Origin of the sequence: Pantoea phyllosphaerae, assembly GCF_051025595.1 — a bacterium.
GTDB lineage: Bacteria > Pseudomonadota > Gammaproteobacteria > Enterobacterales > Enterobacteriaceae > Pantoea.
Genome location: NZ_JBPFDE010000006.1, coordinates 48060 through 64626 on the forward strand (window position 1 = coordinate 48060; position 16567 = coordinate 64626).

The following is a 16567-nucleotide window of genomic DNA, read 5'->3' on the forward strand; positions in this document are numbered from 1 at the left end:
CTGCTGGTCACGATTTCGCCGCCTACACTGAAGTGACACAACCATATTCAGGAGCGGGTAATGAGGCGTAAGGAACAACCGACGCGCTGGAAAAGCGGCGCGCTGCTGGCCGGGCTAGGGCTGGGCGCAGCGGCAACCTGGTGGGGCGTTCAGCAGTGGCGGCGGTTAAAACAGACGCCGCCCGTATCGCCGCGCAGCCATCACGCCGGGCTGGCCGGTTATTTTCAACAGGTTGGCGAGTGGCGCATGTTTACGCGCGTGACGCCCCACGACGCGCCCGGCCTGCCGCTGGTGCTGGTGCACGAGCTGGTGATGTCGGGACGCGCGATGGAGGAGCTGGCGCTGGCGCTGAGCAACAACTATCGCGTGCTGGTGCCCGATCTGCCCGGTTTCGGCGCCAGCGTCCTGCCCGCATCGGCGCCTGCGCTGTCGGTGGAAGAGCAGGCCGATGCGCTCTGGCAGTGGCTGCAGCATAACGAGATGACGCGCGCGATCTGGATCGGCAGCGCCTCCGGCTGTCAGGTGCTCGCCGCGCTGGCCGTCAGGCATCCCGAAGCGGTGGCCGGGCTGGTTTTCCAGGGCCCGACGGTGGATCGCCACGCGCGCAGCCTGCTGCGTCAGGCGTGGCGCGGCTGGCGCAATAGCCGTCTCGAACGCCATCGCCCCTCCACGTCGCTGATGCACGTCGATCTGGCCAAAGCGGGCCTGTGGCGCGCGCTGAAAACCCATCGGCTGCTGCTGCAGGACCGCATTGAGCATCGTCTGCCCTATATCAACGCGCCGACGCTGCTGCTGCGCGGCTCGCGCGATACGGTGTCGCCCGCGCGCTGGGTCGAGGAGCTGGGCGCGCTGATGCCGCGCGGCGAGGTGCTGACGCTGCGCGGCGGCACCCATACGCTGCACTATGTCTATCCGTGGAGCTTTCGCCACGCTATCCGTCCCTTTCTGACGCGCATTCAGCAGGAGAATCAGGATGAGTAAACTGCCTAAAGGCATCGCCCGCTTCGATTCCGCCACCGCCATGCTGATGGCGCTGGCCCACACGCTGCATGATAAGCCGGTCGACGACGCCGAGGCGTCGCCGATGCGCGATCGCCTGCTGCCGTCGCTCGACCGCCTGCCGACCCGGCTGAGAGAGTGGGGCTACGCCGTCGGCGGCATGGCGGAAGGCATCACGGAATCGCAGGCGGGCGATCTCGATCTCGAAGGCATCGCCGAATGGATGGTGAGCGAATATCCGGAGCGCGACTATCCCGCCGCCTTTATCGGCTCGTCGAACGGCGCGCTGACCCATCTGGCCGCGGCGGCGGGCGCGCCCTGGCTGCCGCAAACCTTTCTCTGTCCGGTGCGTGCGCCGCACAGCGATCCCGACGACGCTCAGGCGGGCTTTGAGCAGGGCAAAGCGGTGGCGGCGGCGCTGCTGGCCGCGTGGCCGCGTCTGGCGGTGCATCAGATCCAGGATCCCAATCAGGACCGGCTGATGCTCGACAGACTGCGCTACTTCCACCTGAAGCTGCGCGCGCTGCCGCTCGCCTTCAATGAGTTCCTGATGCGCAGCCTGCCGGGCAAAAGTACGCTGTTTATCAGCCACTGCACCCAGCAGTGGCCGGTAACGCGCACCAGCGATCGCTCTTTTTTCCAGTTCGGCGCGCTGGGCGGCGCAGCGGAGAAGGAGTATCTGCAGGGCAGCGGACGCGTAGCGGAACTGCTGGCGCGTTACGGCAGCGATCGCGATCGGTGGCAGGCGCCCGCGCCTACCGATCGCGTGCCGGAAGCGGAGTGGGGGCTGGACGAATACCTGAAGTCGCCGCTGAAAAAGCTGGCGGCGGATCAGGGCTGGCAGCTGATGGAAATACGCTATCAGGATCCTGAGGCGCTGAGCTTCGTGGTGGCGGAGATCTACCGCGACTGGTATCTGGCGGCGGGCATCAACGCGACGCGCCTGTCGGTGGGCAGCTATCTGCTGATGGATCCCTGGTGCGCCATGCGTCAGCACGCCATTCCGTTCTGGCTGATGTCGGGCGCCGAGCCTTCCGCCGCCTCGCTGGCGCGCTTCCTCGACCGGCAGCCGCGCTATCGCGATATCGATATGCTGCTTTATTCAACCGGGACGGAGAGCATCGGACTGGCGCCGCTCGAGCGCTGGCAGGCACTGCTCGATCGCGCGATAAATGAGGGGGCCTTCGTCGGCGTTGATACTGAGCGCTATCCGCATGATTTGGCCGCTTTCGCGCACTTTGATGCGGCGCTGCGGGCGCGGGCGCCGCTTTTCGCGCCGCCGCCGCCGCTGAGCGTAGAGAAGGTTATTTCCGGTATTGAGCGCTACGGCGCGCGCCACGGCGTGACGCTGCATAAGCTGAGCTAGCCGGGCGGGCGCCCGGCTGCTTTACCGCTATACGCCGTCGGTAATCGGCTTACGCACCAGCACCAGATAGGCGAGGGCGCCCACCACGGCGATACCGGCGCAGATCATCAGCGCGAGGCTGAACGACTTCGTGGTATCCAGCACCCAGCCGGTAATGACCGGCGCGAACGAGGCGAAGACAAAGCTGGCGAAGTTCTGGATGCTGCCGACCGACGCGGTCATGCGCGCCGTCACGTTGGCGTGGATTAGCCCCCAGCAGGAAGTGCCCGCGAAGTGGATGCAGAAGAGCGCCATACCAATCAGCGTAACGGCGCTGGTGGTATCGGTGGCGCGCGTCACAAAGGCGGTAAAGGCCGCCGACAGCAGCATGCCGGAGATAATGCACACTTTGCGGGTTTTCACCGCGTCGAAGCCGCGGCGCACCAGCGCATCCACCACGTAGCCGTTGAGCAGCATGCCCGCCGCACCGAACAGGAACGGAATTGCCGCCAGCAGGCCGGTGCTCTTCAGATCCAGATGGTAGGTCGACTGCAGGTAGCCCGGCAGCCAGGCAATATAAAGCCAGGCGGTATAGTTGATGCCGCTAAAGCCGATCATCATGCCCCACATGGTGCGCTGCTTGAACAGGCCGCGCCATTCGGCGAAGCTCAGCGGCTCTTTACGCGACGCCACGCTGCCCGCCTGCAAATAGTGGATCTCTTCCGCGCTGAGCTTGTTGTTGTCGCGGTCGCGATAAATCAGATACCAGCCAATCGCCAGAAACATGCCGAGTACGCCGATGATAATAAACATGCCGCGCCAGCCGAACGCCAGCATCATCGCGGCCAGCACCGGCGGCGCCACCGACAGGCCGATCATTGAGGCGGCGTTAAAGAAGCCCATCGGCATGCCGCGATCTTTGATGTTGAACCAGTCGTTGATCACCTTCACGCCGCACGGGTTCATCGGCGCTTCGCCGATGCCGAGGCCGATGCGCACCAGAATAAACTGGGTGAAGTTATGCACCAGCCCGGCGGCCGCCTGAAATAGCGACCAGACGAACATGCCGAGGCCGAGCATAATGCGCGGGCCTTTACGATCCAGCAGCGCGCCGCAGGGCAGCTGCGCCAGCCCATACGCCAGCGAAAAGGCGGAGAGCAGCATGCCGATCTCGGTGGCGTTCAGCCCCAGCTCCTCGCGAATGGTCATGTTGGCGACCGAGAGCGAGCTGCGGTCGAGATAGTTAATGATGGCTGCGAACAGCAGCAGCAGCATGGCGGTGATCTGAATCTTGCGAATGCGCGGCGAACGCACGATGTCGCTGCGCGCCGGCACATACTCCTGCTCTGGCGGCGTTCCAGCGGCCGGCTTTTTCGCGTCGCGGGTTGAGGTATTTTCCATGGCATACTCCCGTAGCGGGGTCGTTATCGTTATCAGACAGCTAAGGACATAGCGGCAGGCGGCCGCTATGAGTTGCTGTCGAGACTAGAAGTAATGCAGCCGTAATGTTGCGAAGATGTTTCTGATTCGTGCGGGAGCTAATGCTTTGCGGTTTTTAATCGGTTTTTAATTGTACTGCTGGATCGAGCGTGCCATCGACGAGCGGGAGGTGGCCAGATGGTTATGCAGCGCCAGCAGCGCATCGACGTCCTGACGGCCGATAAGCGCGGAGAGCAGCGCCATATGCTCCTCCAGCGCCACGATATTACGCTGCTTGAGATCGCGCTCGTCCCACTGGTAATGGGAATGAAAAATAACGGAAATAATCTCCAGCGAGTGGTTGAAAAAGGGATTATTGGCGGCGGAGAGGATCAGCGAGTGCAGCTCTTTATCCAGCGCGGCGAACTGGCGGTAGTCGCTGGCGATGGTATCGCGCAGGGCGCGGTGGCGATCCAGCAGGTCGCGCGCCTGAATCCAGCGCTCATCCTGCGGCGGCAGGTTGAGAAAGCGCGTCAGCGCATGCGTTTCCAGCATTTCGCGCAGCTCGAACAGCTTGTCGGCGTAGTCCAGGGTGAACTTCTTCATGCGCCAGCGACCGCGCCTGACCGGCTCCAGCAGATCGTAACGCATAAAGCGCAGCAGAAACTCGCGCACCACCACCGGACTGACCTTCACCCGCTGCGCCAGCTGTAGCTCGCTGAAAGCGTCGCCGGGCGCGAGCTGGCGCTGGTTGATCATCTCGAAAAACGCCTGCTCGAACTGGCTCGCCTGCTGCTCAATCGGCGAGGTCAGCTCGCTGAAACCATCCTCTTCCTGCGGCTGCCGCACGATCACATAGGTTCCGGCCACTTTTTCCAGCACGCCGCGCTGCGCCAGATAGTGCAGCGTATGGCGCACCGTGGTGCGGCTGATATTGAACATCTCCGCCAGCGCGGCCTGAGCAGGCAGCGGCGAACGGATATGGCGCTGGGCGATCCCCTCCAGCATCTGATTAATCACGTTCTGGCGCAGATTCAGGTTGCGGCTCACGGGCGATCTCCGGTTTTTTATTTATTAAAAACCATTCAAATCCCAAAAAAAACGTCGTGCCTCACAGATCGCGCGGGCAAAACAGCCGGTGTGTGATCAATTCGTCATAACTGCGGCAGAACAACAGGAGAATTCCCATGACGACAATGAAAAGCCTGGTCATCGCTGAACCAAAGAACATGATCTGGGCCACGCGCGAGCGGCCTGCCCCGGCCGCCGGTGAGGCGCTGATTAAAATTATCGCCGCCGGCATTTGCGGCACCGATATCCACGCCTGGGCGGGCAATCAGCCGTTCTTCAGCTATCCGCGCGTGCTGGGACATGAGCTGTGCGGCGAAGTGGTCGCGCTGGGCGAAGGCGCGACGGGCGTTGAGCCGGGCCAGCGCGTGGCGCTGATCCCCTATCTCTCCTGTCTGCGCTGCGATGCCTGCCAGAGCGGCAAAACCAACTGCTGCGAACAGATTTCCGTGATCGGCGTGCATCAGGATGGCGGCTTTTGCGACTACCTCGCGGTGCCGGCTGGCAACCTGCTGCCGGTAGAAGAGGTGGCGCCGGAGGCCGCCGCGCTGATTGAGCCGTTCGCCATCAGCGCGCACGCGGTGCGCCGGGCAAGCGTCGGCGCGGACGACGATGTGCTGGTGGTGGGGGCGGGGCCGATCGGCCTGGGCGTGGCGGCGATCGCCGCGGCAGCGGGCGCGAACGTCGTGGTGGCGGACACCAGCGCGTTTCGCCGCGCGCACGTTGCCAGAGAGCTGGGCCTGGCGGCGCTTGATCCGGCGCACGACGACTTTTACGACGCGCTGCGCGCGCAGTTCAACGGCAGGCTGGCGCTAAAAGTGCTCGACGCCACCGGCAGTCCGGCGGCGATGAATAACGCGGTCAACCTGATGCGGCACGGCGGCACCGTGGTCTATGTGGGCCTGCATAAGGGCGATCTGGTGATCCCGGACAGCGAGTTCCACAAAAAAGAGACCACGCTAATGGGCAGCCGCAACGCGACGCGCGAAGACTTCGATCGCGTGCGCGATTTGATGGCGAGCGGCCAGCTGCGCGCCGCGATGATGCTCAACGCGCACTTCGCTTTCTCTACGCTGGCGGAAAGCTTCGAGCCGCAGGTGATTAACAACCGCGAGCTGATAAAAGGCGTTATTCACTTCGATCGCTAAGGGTGCGGAAGAAGTGGTCGCGCACCCGCGCGGCGTCCACCCCCAGTGCCACGCGTTGGGCAGGGAGCTGGCGAAACGGATCCTCTCGCGACGCCAGCGCGCTCAGCTTACGCACCGTCTGCCCGCGCGCGATACCCTCGGTGATCGCGCGCAGCGGGCCTTCGCTTAGCTGAAACGCCTCGGGCTGGCAGAGCCAGGCGATCGCCAGCGTGTCGTGCAGCGCCATGCCGTCGAACCCCTCTTTTTGCAGGCTATAGGCAAGATAGGGCCGCACGATGGCGCTCAGCACCGGCTGGTTAAGCTGCTCAATTTCCTCAGCGCTGATCAACACCTTGTGCGTTACGTCGAGGGGCAGCATCACGATGTTAAGCGCCGAGCTGAGCACCTGATCGGCGGCGTGCGGATCTTTCCAGATATTGAACTCGGCGAAAGGCGTCACGTTGCCGCTGTGGCCGTCGGTGCCGAACGCGCCGCCCATGATCGCCAGCTCTTTCACCAGCGGAATAATGTCCGGCGCCTGATTGATGGCGCTGGCGATATTGGTCAGCGGGCCAATCGCCACCAGCGTAATGTCGTGCGGCCGGGCGCGCACGCTGTCGATAATAAACTGCACCGCGCCCGGCGCCGCGTCGCTACAGGCGTTGGCAAAGGCGTCGCCTAAGCCATCTTCGCCGTGCAGCGTTGCCGGTTCGCTGAACGGCAGCGCCAGCGGGCGCGAACAGCCGCGGTAGACCGGCGCGTCGATCTGCATCTTTTCGCAAAACAGCCGGGCGTTTTTCACCGCCTGTCCCACCGCCACGTTGCCGAACACCGTGGTGATGCCCAGCAGCCGCTGCGTGCGCGCCGCGTAGGCCAGCGCAAAGGCGTCATCTACGCCGATATCGGTATCGAAAATCAAGGTGCGCATCACTTCTCCCGTAGCGTATTGCCTGAAAAAGCAACAAAAATGTTGCTCATGGTTTTTTATCAGTCTAAATTTGGTTCAACAACCGCGGAGGCAGTGATGAAAATTCAGACTATCAGTGATATTAAGCGAAATGCGGCGTCGCTCGACGTTTCCGAACCTATCCTGGTGACGCAAAACGGCAACCCGGCCTATGTTATCGAGTCATGGGCCGATAGACAGCAGCGCGACGACACTCTGGCGCTACTTCGTCTGCTGGCGCTTTCCGAAGAGGATAAACAAAAAGAGCGCGGCATGACGCGCGATGAGCTTCTCTCGAATCTGTGAGGTAAACAATGTCCCGGCAGGATGCTGAACTGACCTTTATTTATCTCCCCACCGTGCGTCTCAGCATCGAAGAGATCGCCGCTTTTCAGCGCAGATTAGGCAATGAACCCACAGCGCTGATTCGGCGCGCGCTGGATGAGTTCGAGCAGCGCGTGGCAATCTTTCCTGAAGGCTGTCCGATCTGTAGCGAGCTGCTGGCGTTGGGCATTAGCCGCTATCGCGAATGCTTTACCAGCGGCGGCTATCGCATCCTCTATTCGCTGACGCTGCCGGATGTTTTCGTGCATGTGCTGCTCTCGCCGCGGCAAAGCCTCCAGAATCTGCTCTTCCGCCGTCTGCTGCACGTCTGACCCGCTTGTCTCTCCCTGTGCCTCATCGTATTATCAACGCCTTAAGGTGATGGCGTTCCACCTTTCCCAACCGCCAGCTGGCGCTCCCAGCGGCTGATGACGCCTGACATCAACCCGAATCCTCTCGCAGGCGTTGCTGGTGTGTCAGGCTACTGCTCTCTCCGCCACCTCCCTGCGCGATCGCTGACTACAGGAGTTAATCATGTTGAAGTCGCTGTTCGCCGTGATGCTGGGCGGCGCTGCAGGCTGTACGCTGCGCTGGCTTATCTCGCTGCGCTTTAACGCGCTCTTTCCCAGCCTGCCGCCGGGCACGCTGCTGGTGAACCTGGCAGGTGGCTTTATTATCGGCGCCGCACTGGCCTGGTTTGTCAAAAATCCCCAGCTCGACCCCGCCTGGAAGCTGCTGATCGTCACCGGCCTGTGTGGCGGTCTGACGACCTTCTCAACCTTTTCGGCAGAAATTCTCATGTTGCTACAATCAGGTAAGTATTTGTGGGCGATGACCAGCGTGCTGACGCACGTCGCTGGATCGCTGCTGATGACCTTTGCCGGCTTCGCGCTGGTAAATTTTCTCGGCTAAGGGCAAATACCGGCCGCAGAAACATTCCGCCGCGGTTGCAACCGATTATTCCGGACAATTAAGGAGGACGTTCATGACTCAACCTGCATTCCTTAACCTGGTGCTGTTAAGCGGTAATACCGAAGAGAAACTTCAGGCGGCGCGCGACGCTGGCTTCGATCAGGTCGAAATCTGGCGTGAAGATGTCGAAGCCTCCCGGCAGGGCGCAGCGCAGCTGGCGCAGCAGGGGCCGGGCTTCACCAACCTGCAGGTGCTGCGCGACTTTACCGGCGCGCCCGGCGAGCTGCGTTGGCAAAAACGGGAGGAGCTGCGCCAGTTTATCGAGATGGCGCAGGCGCTGGGCTGTGACACCCTTCAGGCCCCTGCCACCACGCGCGAAGACTGCATTGCCGGGCAAATTGATGAAGATCTACGCTGGCTGGCTTCCGAGGCCGCGCGCTTTGATATGCGCATCATGTATGAGCCGATGGCGTGGTGCAGCGTCGATAATACGCTGCCGAAAGCCTGGGAGCGGCTGCAGCGTCTCGATCAGCCCAATATCGGTCTGGTGGTCGATCTCTTTCATATCTGCGCGCTGGGCGGCGACGCCTCGCATCTCGACGGGATCCCCGCCGAGCGAATTTATGAAGTGCAGCTGTGCGATATGGCGCTTCAGCCTTCGCCGCAGGATAAAGAGGCGATCATGAGGCTGGCGAAACATCAGCGCCAGCTGCCCGGCGCGGGCATTATCGATATTGACAGCTTTGTCGATAAGCTGAAAAGCGCGAACTATCAGGGACCAGTTGGTATCGAGGTGTTTAATGACGATTTGAAGCGCCTGCCGCCGCATGAGGCGGCGCGACAGGCGTATGCCGCGCTACGGCGCTTCTGGCCTTAATCCTGAAGGCACTGGGCGATAAACGCGGCGGCCCGCATCGCGCCCTGCGCGGAAACGGTGTGCTCCGTCCTGGGTTCAAGCTGAAGCTCAAGGGGTACGCCAGCGGCTTTGAGGCGCTGCGCGGCTGACTCGCTCTCGCGCCACGGGATGACCGCGTCGGCATGGCCGTGGATCAGCAGTGCAGGGGTCTGAACCGCAGGCGACAGCGGCTCGTCAAACGCCAGCCGGCCGGAAAAAGCCACCACGCCCGCCAGCGGAAAGCGTCCTGACGCCAGCGCGTCGAGCGCCATGATCGATCCCTGCGAAAAGCCGACCAGCACGACGTTGTCCCACTGGTCGCTCAGCCCGTGGCGCGCGAGAATCGCCTTCAACGTCGCGTCGAAGCTGTCGCGCGCGGCGCGCACCCGCGCCGGACGGTTCTCCGGCGTCACGCCGTCGAGGCTAAACCACTCAAAGCCTGCGCCATGAGGAAAAGGGAAGGGGGCATCGGGCGCGGCGAAGATGACATCTGGCAACAGCGGCGCCCAGTGGCGACCCAGCGCCGCTAAATCCTCGCCGTTGCTGCCAACGCCATGCAGAAAAATCACTAACGCTTTCGCCATCCGTTTCTCCTTAAAAACCATACTCGCTCATATCCGGGCCGGCCGGCACGATCCCGTTGGGATTGAGCGCCTTAATAGAATAGTAGCCCTGTTTGATGTGCTCGATATTTACCGTCTCGCGCACGCCGGAAATCGACAGCATGCTCTTCAAATAGCGGTGGAGCAACGGATAGTCGCGCACCCGGCGCTGATTGCACTTGAAGAGGCCGTAATAGGCGACGTCGAAGCGGATAAGCGTCACGAAAAGGCGAATATCCGTCTCGGTAACGCGCTCGCCGAACAGAAAGGTACGGCCGTCTGCCAGCCGCGTTTCCAGCTCGCCGAGCTGCTCGAACACCTCGCTGTAGGCCTGCTGATAGCTGAGCTGAGTAGTAGCGAAACCGGCGCGGTAAACGCCATTATTCAGGCGCGGATAGAGCGCGGCGTTCAGCGCGTCAATGTCGTCGCGCAGCGCGGCGGGAAAGAGATCGATACGGTTATCGGCGAGGTCGCCGAAGCCGCTGTTCAGCATGCGGACAATATCCGCCGACTCATTATTGACGATGGTTTGCGTCTGCTTGTCCCACAGCACCGGCACGGTGGCGCGTCCGGTAAAATCGGCATCGGCGCGGGTATAGAGCTCGTGCAGATAGCGCGCGCCGTTAAGGGTGTCGCGATCCGCGCCGGGGAAGTCGCCGAAGCGCCAGCCCTGCTCGCCAAGCTGCGGCTCAACCACCGATACGCTGATAACCGACTCCAGCCCTTTCAGCTTGCGGGCGATGAGCGCGCGCGACGCCCAGGGGCAGATCAGCGCCACATAGAGGTGATAGCGATCCGGCTCGGCGGCAAAGGGGGTGCTGCCGTCGCTGCTGATCCAGTGGCGAAAACTCGACGTCTGGCGCACGAAACCGCCCTGTTTATCCGTGGCCTGAACCGGATGCCACTCCGCACTCCATTTACCTCTGACTAACATGGCGCTGCTCCTCATGCTGATATAAGCAGCAGCTTATTACGCCTCCTGACGGCTGATAATCGGGGCAAAACGACAATCATTCTTTCCATTCTGGAAGGGATCGGCCGGGCGGGAAACGCGCAAAGTGATCCGCCAGAAAATCGACCAGCAGCCGCGTGCGCTGTGGCAGATGGCGTGCGGCGGGATAGAGCGCGAACAGCCCGAGCGGCGGCACGTCGTAGCGCGTCAGCACCGGCACGATATCGCCGCGCTGTAGCGCGGGAGCCGCGATAAAGTCGGGCAGCCGGGCAATCCCCAGTCCGGCGAGCGCCGCCTGCAGGCAGGCTTCAGTATTGCCCAGGCGCAGACGGCCGCGCACCGGCACGGTCACCGTCTCGCCCGTTTCGCTGACGAACGGCCAGTTCCAGGGGTCGCGGAAGTTGGTGTCGGTAATGCACTGATGATCGCTGATGGCGCGCCAGTGCTGCGGCGCGCCGTACTGCTGCAGATAGCGCGGCGAAGCACCGAGCCGCACCGCTATTTCCCCCAGGCGGCGCGCAATCAGGCTGCTGTCGCTCAGGTTGCCGATGCGTACGGCGATATCGAAGCCTTCGTCCACGATGCTGACCATGCGATCGGAAAAGCTGACGTCCAGCTCGATCAGCGGATAGCGTCTGGCGAAGGCGGCCAGCACGCGCGAGAGCATCACGCTGCCGAAGGTCACGGGCGCGCTGATTTTCAGCCGGCCGCTCGGGGTCCCGGCGCTTTCGCGTACGCTGACGTCGAGGGCGTCAAAGGCATCAAGCAGCGTTTTAACCTGTTCGTAGTAAGTAAGGCCGACGTCGGTAGGCGACAGCGCGCGCGTGCTGCGCTTCACCAGCTGCACGCCGAGCTGCCGCTCCAGCTTCGACACCAGCTTTGAGGCCTGGCCGCTGCTGACGCCGAGCCGCGCCGCCGCGGCGACAAAGCTGCCCAGCTCCAGTACCGCGACGAACATGCGGTCGCAATCAAGCCGATCCATAGGGCGTTCCTGCAGATGAAAACGCCAATGTACAGGCTTTTAGCCGTCGGTTGAACGCGTGATGCACTTCCCTTCGGCAACGTTGCTTTCAGGCCGGTGCGCGGGTGGCAGACGCTGGATGTCGCCCGGCCAGACGCGCGCTTCGTCGCTTCACATTAGGTGCCGTCGCCCTTTCGCTGCGCGGCAAAACCTGCTTGACTTGTTTTTCGCCCGTTTTGGCCTGGAGTTCTGCATGTCTCTGCTTCACCTTGCTTCGCTGGCGGATGTCGACGCCGCTGAATGGGACGCGCTGCTGCCCGACGATCAGCCCTTTTTACGCCACGCCTTTCTGCTGGCGCTGGAGGAGAGCGGCAGCGTGCGCGCCGAAAGCGGCTGGCAGCCGGATCATCTGCTGTGGCGGGAAGCGGGCGCGCTGCGTGCGGCGCTACCCGGCTACCGCAAGCGCAACTCATGGGGCGAATATGTCTTCGATCACGCCTGGGCGGACGCCTGCCAGCGCGCGGGCATTCGCTACTATCCGAAATGGCTGGGCGCCATTCCCTTCAGCCCGGTGACCGGCGCGCGCCTGCTGGGCGACGCGCAGGCTGCCGCGCAGCTGCTCGCCGCGCTGCCCGAGACGCTGCATCAGCAGGGGTTGAGCAGCGCCCATATCAACTTTACCAACGCGTCCGGCGACGCGCTGCTGCGCCAGCAGCCGGAATGGCTGATGCGGCTTGGCTGCCAGTATCACTGGCACAACCGCGGCTACCGCGATTTTCAGGACTTTCTCGACACGCTGATGTCGCGCAAGCGCAAACAGCTGCGCAAAGAGCGCGAGCTGGTGGCGCAGAGCGGCTTTGAATTTAACTGGTATCGCGGCGACGAGCTGCGCGAGGATCAGTGGGATTTCGTCTATACCTGCTACGCCAACACCTATGCGGTGCGCGGCCAGCGGCCCTACCTGACGCGCAGCTTTTTTAGCCTGCTGGCGGCGCGCATGCCGCACAGCATTCGCGTGGCGATCGCGCATCTGCAGCAGCAGCCGGCGGCGATGGCGTTCTGTCTGGTGGATGACGAAACGCTGTATGGCCGCTACTGGGGCTGCCTGGCGGAGTTCGATCGCCTGCATTTCGAAACCTGCTTCTATCAGGGCATGGACTACGCCATCGCCACGGGCCTGAAGCGTTTCGACGCCGGTGCGCAGGGAGAACATAAGCTGGTGCGCGGCTTTGAGCCGCAGCTCACCACCTCCTGGCACTATCTGACGCATCCCGGCCTGCGCGATGCGGTGGCGGATTTTCTGCAGGAAGAGCGAGAAGGCGTGCGCGCCTGGGCCGATGAGGCGCGCGACGCCTTGCCGTATCGACGCGGCGATTAGTGGTCGCCGACGAACCCGCTGGTCTGGTGGCGCCACAGTCGGGCATAGAGGCCGTTGTGCGCCAGCAGCTCGCTGTGGTTGCCCATCTCGACGATATGACCTTTATCCAGCACGATCAGGCGATCCATTTTGGCAATAGTCGACAAACGGTGCGCAATGGCGATCACCGTTTTGCCCTCCATCAGCGTCCCCAGGCTTTCCTGAATCGCCGCTTCCACCTCGGAGTCGAGCGCCGAGGTCGCCTCATCCATGATAAGGATCGGCGCATCCTTCAGCAGCACGCGGGCGATGGCGATGCGCTGGCGCTGGCCGCCGGAGAGCTTCACGCCGCGTTCGCCGACGTGGGCGTCCAGCCCGGTGCGCCCTTCAGCGTCGGAAAGGCGCGGAATAAACTCGTCGGCGCGCGCGCGGCGAATCGCCGCCTGCAGCTCTTCTTCGGTGGCGTCAGGACGCCCGTAGAGCAGGTTCTCGCGAATGGAGCGGTGCAGCAGCGAGGTATCCTGGGTGATCATGCCGATCTGGCCGCGCAGGCTCGCCTGCGTCACCTCGGCGATATTTTGATCGTCGATAGTGATGCGGCCGCCGTTCAGGTCGTAGAGGCGCAGCAGCAGATTCACCAGCGTTGACTTGCCCGCGCCGGAAGGGCCGATCAGGGCGATTTTCTCGCCGGGTTTGATATGGAGGTTAAGACGGTTAATCACCTGATGACCGCCGCCGTAGTCAAAGCGGATGTCCTCATAGCGGATCTGGCCGCGCGTCACCTTCAGCGCTTTCGCCTGCGGCGCGTCCTGCACGCTAAGCGGCTGGGCGATGGTGTTGATGCCGTCCTGCACTGTGCCGATATTCTCGAAAATGCCGTTCACCACCCACATAATCCAGCCTGACATATTAACCAGGCGCACCACCAGGCCGGTCGCCAGCGCGATGGCGCCGACGCTGATCAGCGACTGGCTCCACAGCCAGAGCGCGAGGCCGGAGGTTGAGACGATCAGCAGGCCGTTAAGCGAGGAGAGCGTCACGTCCATGCTGGTGACCATGCGGCTCAAGCGCTGGTTTTTTTCGGTCTGCTCCTGCAGCGCGTCGCGCGCGTAGCGCTTTTCCAGATCGTGGTGCGCAAACAGCTTGATCGTCGAGATATTGGTGTAACCGTCGACGATGGTGCCCATCAGCTTCGATCGCGCCTGCGACGCCACCACGGAGCGCGCCTTCACGCGCGGCACGAAGAAGCGCAGCGAGGCGACATAGGCGACTATCCAGATGACCAGCGGGATCATCAGCCGCCAGTCCGCCTCGGCAAACAGCACCAGCGAGGTAATCGCGTAGATCAGCACGTGCCAGATGGCGTCGACCAGCTGCACCGCAGAGTCGCGCAGTGCGTTGCCAGTCTGGGTGATGCGCTGGGCGATGCGCCCGGCGAAGTCGCTGTGAAAGAAGTTCAGGCTCTGGCGCAGCACGTAGTTATGCTGCTGCCACTGGATCATGCTGGTCATGCCGGGATTAATGCTCTGATGCACCAGCATATCGTGCAGCGCGATAAAGACCGGGCGCAGGATCAGCGCGACAAACGCCATCCACAGCAGAACAGGCCAGTGCTCGGCGAACAGCGTGGCGGGCGTCGCGCCGTTGACCAGGTCGATAATGCGGCTGAGGTAGCTGAACAGCGCCACCTCGATCAGCGCCGATCCCAGCCCCACCACCAGCAGCGCCGCGAAGCTTGGCCATACCTGACGCAGATAGTAAAAATAGAAGGCGCCAATGCGGCCCGGCGGCGAATCGGATGGAGCATCCTGAAAAATATTGATAAAACGTTCGAAACGGCGATACAACATAACCACTCTCTTTACGCCTGGGGAGAGTAAACAGCTTAGTGCAACTTAAAAGGGATTACCGATATGGAGTTGACCATTCGCGGTCGCGAGCCCAGCGATGCCGCTGGGTATCAGCGTCTTTACAGCCAGCCTGAGGTCTATCGCTGGACCACACAGCTGCCGTTTCCCAGCGTGGCGACATGGCAGAAAAAATTCGAACGTATGGATAGCGAAGGCTATATCGGTTTTGTTGCGGAGCTGGAGGGGCAGATGGTCGGCGAACTGACGCTGTTCATTGAAAACCGGCCGCGCACCCGGCACGGGCTGAGCTTCGGCATCGGCGTCGATCCCGCTTTCAGCGGACGCGGCATTGGCGAACGTTTAATCCGCGCTGGCCTGGATTACGCCTTCAACTGGCTGGGTGCGACGCGCGTAGAGCTGGAGGTCTTTCACGACAACGCGCGCGCGCGGCGGCTCTATCAGCGCCTCGGCTTCGAGCAGGAAGGCGTACGCCGTAAGGCCTGCCTGCGCGACGGCGACTATCACGATATTATTTTGATGGCGATGCTGCGCGACAGTTATTCACAGTAGCGGCGCGATGCTGGCGACGGGGAAGAAGAACTTCAGTTTCCCGTCCTCGGTTTTGAGCGGAATGAAGCGCATCGCCTCCCGATAAAAACCAGCGGCCTGATCATCTTTGGCTTCTACCATCACGGCGTAAATACCGACGGCATCAGCCGCAGCGTAAGCAACGCGTAGCGCATCCAGCACCAGCTGGGTGCCAAATCCTTTTCCAGCGATGCGTTGATCGACGGCCAAACGGCCAATAATAATGCAGACAGTCTCATGGTAGGGGGCGGCCTGTTTTTGAAAGGCGCGCGTCACAGCGGCTCGGGCGTAACTGCCTCCAGACAGCGTGTAATAGCCCATCACTTCAGGCACGGGATCGTCGGTAACCAGCAGATAAGCTTTAAGAACATTTTGCCGGTGCTGCGCTGCCAGGTGTTTTTGCAAAAATTCGTTTAATGCCGGACGGCCACAGTTAAAATTCTCGACGTTGAGAGGCATCTGCGGCGAAAAGCGGATAATTTTTAGTTTTACCGTTTCCATTCCCAGGTAGAGTCCTTTCTGCTGATAGCCGCCGCACGACGTAGACGTTCAGCGGGTTCCGGCGGGTTTTCTAACGCGTCCATTACGGCAATAAAGGATTCTTCCGTCAGGCGGATGCGCTTGTGTTCGTCGATCACGCTCTCGGCCCGCGCGCGCGCGGAATCGGCGATAAACTGCGAAACGCTGACGCGGCTCAGCTGCGCGGCCACCTCAATCTCTTTTTTATCGTCCGCACTTATCCGTAATTCCATACGCTCTGATTTAGCTGAAGCGCCCATCTGACTTCTCCCGTCCCACAACGCTGAGAACCGATTACTGAACAAATCCGCCCTGCCGGATCGCTTTTTTGTACGGTTCAATACCGTACAATGCGTAATTTTAGAATAGTTATTCATCACTAACAATGCTCTGGTGATAAGGGGGATCGGTGCAGGATGAATGCGCTTCTTGTTTGCTGCGCCAAATCCTGCATTGCAGGTGATAAACATGCTCTCTGGTGGCCGAGAAACTGACAAGACGCTAAAAGTGATTTTGCGGTCACGCACGCAGGCCGCTGCGTTTCATAGCGCAGCGCGCCATGATTTCCTGGAGCTGGCGCACATTCCCTATGTGCCAGCCGACGTTTTTGCCGCTTATGTGCGGCGCCGCAAGCTGCGTTGTGAAGGCTGCCAAAATCAGTGCCAGATAGCGCGCATGATTTCACCACTCGCCCAATGACCAA

At 61.8% G+C, this 16567-nt stretch carries 19 protein-coding genes and 1 riboswitch; of the genes, 10 read left to right on the forward strand and 9 right to left on the reverse strand.

The features are described from left to right. Positions 1-60: 60 nt before the first annotated feature. Positions 61-981: an alpha/beta fold hydrolase gene (locus ACR6A7_RS10005; RefSeq protein ID WP_434124724.1), complete on the forward strand. Its 921-nt coding sequence runs from the start codon at positions 61-63 to the stop codon at positions 979-981. Next, positions 974-2365, forward strand: a complete 1392-nt coding sequence (locus ACR6A7_RS10010; RefSeq protein ID WP_434124725.1) for a hypothetical protein — start codon at positions 974-976, stop codon at positions 2363-2365. Before ACR6A7_RS10005 ends, ACR6A7_RS10010 begins: the two co-directional genes overlap by 8 nt. A gap of 27 nt (positions 2366-2392) precedes the next feature. On the opposite strand, the gene ACR6A7_RS10015 is transcribed toward ACR6A7_RS10010, so the two are convergent. Both ACR6A7_RS10015 and ACR6A7_RS10020 read right to left on the reverse strand, forming a co-directional pair. Continuing rightward, on the reverse strand, positions 2393-3745 hold the full coding sequence (locus ACR6A7_RS10015; protein ID WP_434124726.1) for an MFS transporter: 1353 nt from the start codon (positions 3743-3745) through the stop codon (positions 2393-2395). Between the two features lie 165 nt (positions 3746-3910). Then, complete coding sequence (locus tag ACR6A7_RS10020; RefSeq protein WP_434124727.1) at positions 3911-4813, reverse strand: GntR family transcriptional regulator; 903 nt, start codon at positions 4811-4813, stop codon at positions 3911-3913. A gap of 137 nt (positions 4814-4950) precedes the next feature. On the opposite strand from ACR6A7_RS10020, the gene ACR6A7_RS10025 reads away from it, so the two are divergent. After that, complete coding sequence (locus tag ACR6A7_RS10025) at positions 4951-5979, forward strand: zinc-binding alcohol dehydrogenase family protein (RefSeq protein WP_434124728.1); 1029 nt, start codon at positions 4951-4953, stop codon at positions 5977-5979. Here ACR6A7_RS10025 and ACR6A7_RS10030 read toward each other — a convergent pair. Continuing rightward, positions 5960-6886, reverse strand: coding sequence for a nucleoside hydrolase (locus ACR6A7_RS10030; protein WP_434124729.1), 927 nt, complete (start codon positions 6884-6886; stop codon positions 5960-5962). The genes ACR6A7_RS10025 and ACR6A7_RS10030 overlap by 20 nt on opposite strands. A gap of 96 nt (positions 6887-6982) precedes the next feature. Between ACR6A7_RS10030 and ACR6A7_RS10035 the strand changes: the two genes are divergently transcribed. The 4 genes from ACR6A7_RS10035 to ACR6A7_RS10050 all read left to right on the forward strand — a co-directional run bounded on the left by ACR6A7_RS10035 (position 6983) and on the right by ACR6A7_RS10050 (position 9017). Then, the gene (locus ACR6A7_RS10035; RefSeq protein ID WP_048783245.1) at positions 6983-7210 is read left to right on the forward strand and encodes a type II toxin-antitoxin system Phd/YefM family antitoxin; all 228 of its coding nucleotides are present in this window, start codon (positions 6983-6985) and stop codon (positions 7208-7210) included. Between the two features lie 8 nt (positions 7211-7218). Beyond that, on the forward strand, positions 7219-7560 hold the full coding sequence (locus tag ACR6A7_RS10040) for a type II toxin-antitoxin system RelE/ParE family toxin (RefSeq protein WP_434124730.1): 342 nt from the start codon (positions 7219-7221) through the stop codon (positions 7558-7560). Between the two features lie 36 nt (positions 7561-7596). Then, a riboswitch (Fluoride riboswitch) is annotated at positions 7597-7673 on the forward strand. An 89-nt stretch (positions 7674-7762) separates the two neighbouring features. Continuing rightward, positions 7763-8140: a fluoride efflux transporter CrcB gene (crcB, locus tag ACR6A7_RS10045; protein ID WP_033753408.1), complete on the forward strand. Its 378-nt coding sequence runs from the start codon at positions 7763-7765 to the stop codon at positions 8138-8140. 73 nt (positions 8141-8213) lie between these two features. Then, positions 8214-9017 (forward strand): sugar phosphate isomerase/epimerase family protein, encoded by an 804-nt coding sequence (locus ACR6A7_RS10050; protein WP_434124731.1) that lies wholly within the window; start codon positions 8214-8216, stop codon positions 9015-9017. Here the strand turns inward: ACR6A7_RS10050 and ACR6A7_RS10055 are convergent. The 3 genes from ACR6A7_RS10055 to ACR6A7_RS10065 all read right to left on the reverse strand — a co-directional run bounded on the left by ACR6A7_RS10055 (position 9014) and on the right by ACR6A7_RS10065 (position 11571). Then, positions 9014-9619 carry an alpha/beta hydrolase gene (locus tag ACR6A7_RS10055; RefSeq protein WP_434124732.1) on the reverse strand — a complete coding sequence of 202 codons (606 nt, stop codon included), beginning with the start codon at positions 9617-9619 and terminating at the stop codon, positions 9014-9016. The two genes, ACR6A7_RS10050 and ACR6A7_RS10055, sit on opposite strands and share 4 nt — an antisense overlap. Positions 9620-9629: 10 nt before the next feature. After that, the gene (locus ACR6A7_RS10060; protein WP_434124733.1) at positions 9630-10571 is read right to left on the reverse strand and encodes a glutathione S-transferase family protein; all 942 of its coding nucleotides are present in this window, start codon (positions 10569-10571) and stop codon (positions 9630-9632) included. A gap of 76 nt (positions 10572-10647) precedes the next feature. After that, positions 10648-11571, reverse strand: a complete 924-nt coding sequence (locus ACR6A7_RS10065) for a LysR family transcriptional regulator (RefSeq protein WP_434124734.1) — start codon at positions 11569-11571, stop codon at positions 10648-10650. Positions 11572-11803: 232 nt separating this feature from the next. Between ACR6A7_RS10065 and ACR6A7_RS10070 the strand changes: the two genes are divergently transcribed. Further along, the gene (locus ACR6A7_RS10070; RefSeq protein ID WP_434124735.1) at positions 11804-12928 is read left to right on the forward strand and encodes a GNAT family N-acetyltransferase; all 1125 of its coding nucleotides are present in this window, start codon (positions 11804-11806) and stop codon (positions 12926-12928) included. Here the strand turns inward: ACR6A7_RS10070 and ACR6A7_RS10075 are convergent. After that, positions 12925-14757 (reverse strand): ABC transporter ATP-binding protein, encoded by a 1833-nt coding sequence (locus tag ACR6A7_RS10075; RefSeq protein WP_434124736.1) that lies wholly within the window; start codon positions 14755-14757, stop codon positions 12925-12927. The genes ACR6A7_RS10070 and ACR6A7_RS10075 overlap by 4 nt on opposite strands. Positions 14758-14820: 63 nt before the next feature. Between ACR6A7_RS10075 and ACR6A7_RS10080 the strand changes: the two genes are divergently transcribed. Next, complete coding sequence (locus tag ACR6A7_RS10080; RefSeq protein WP_434124737.1) at positions 14821-15327, forward strand: GNAT family N-acetyltransferase; 507 nt, start codon at positions 14821-14823, stop codon at positions 15325-15327. Here ACR6A7_RS10080 and ACR6A7_RS10085 read toward each other — a convergent pair. Both ACR6A7_RS10085 and ACR6A7_RS10090 read right to left on the reverse strand, forming a co-directional pair. Then, complete coding sequence (locus tag ACR6A7_RS10085) at positions 15319-15846, reverse strand: GNAT family N-acetyltransferase (RefSeq protein WP_434124738.1); 528 nt, start codon at positions 15844-15846, stop codon at positions 15319-15321. The two genes, ACR6A7_RS10080 and ACR6A7_RS10085, sit on opposite strands and share 9 nt — an antisense overlap. Then, on the reverse strand, positions 15834-16334 hold the full coding sequence (locus ACR6A7_RS10090; protein ID WP_434124739.1) for a type II toxin-antitoxin system TacA family antitoxin: 501 nt from the start codon (positions 16332-16334) through the stop codon (positions 15834-15836). The genes ACR6A7_RS10085 and ACR6A7_RS10090 overlap by 13 nt, the downstream gene beginning before the upstream one ends. Between ACR6A7_RS10090 and ACR6A7_RS10095 the strand changes: the two genes are divergently transcribed. Continuing rightward, entirely contained in the window at positions 16333-16563 is a 231-nt protein-coding gene (locus ACR6A7_RS10095; protein ID WP_434124740.1) for a hypothetical protein, read from the forward strand. The genes ACR6A7_RS10090 and ACR6A7_RS10095 overlap by 2 nt on opposite strands. The last annotated feature ends 4 nt before the right edge of the window (positions 16564-16567 follow it).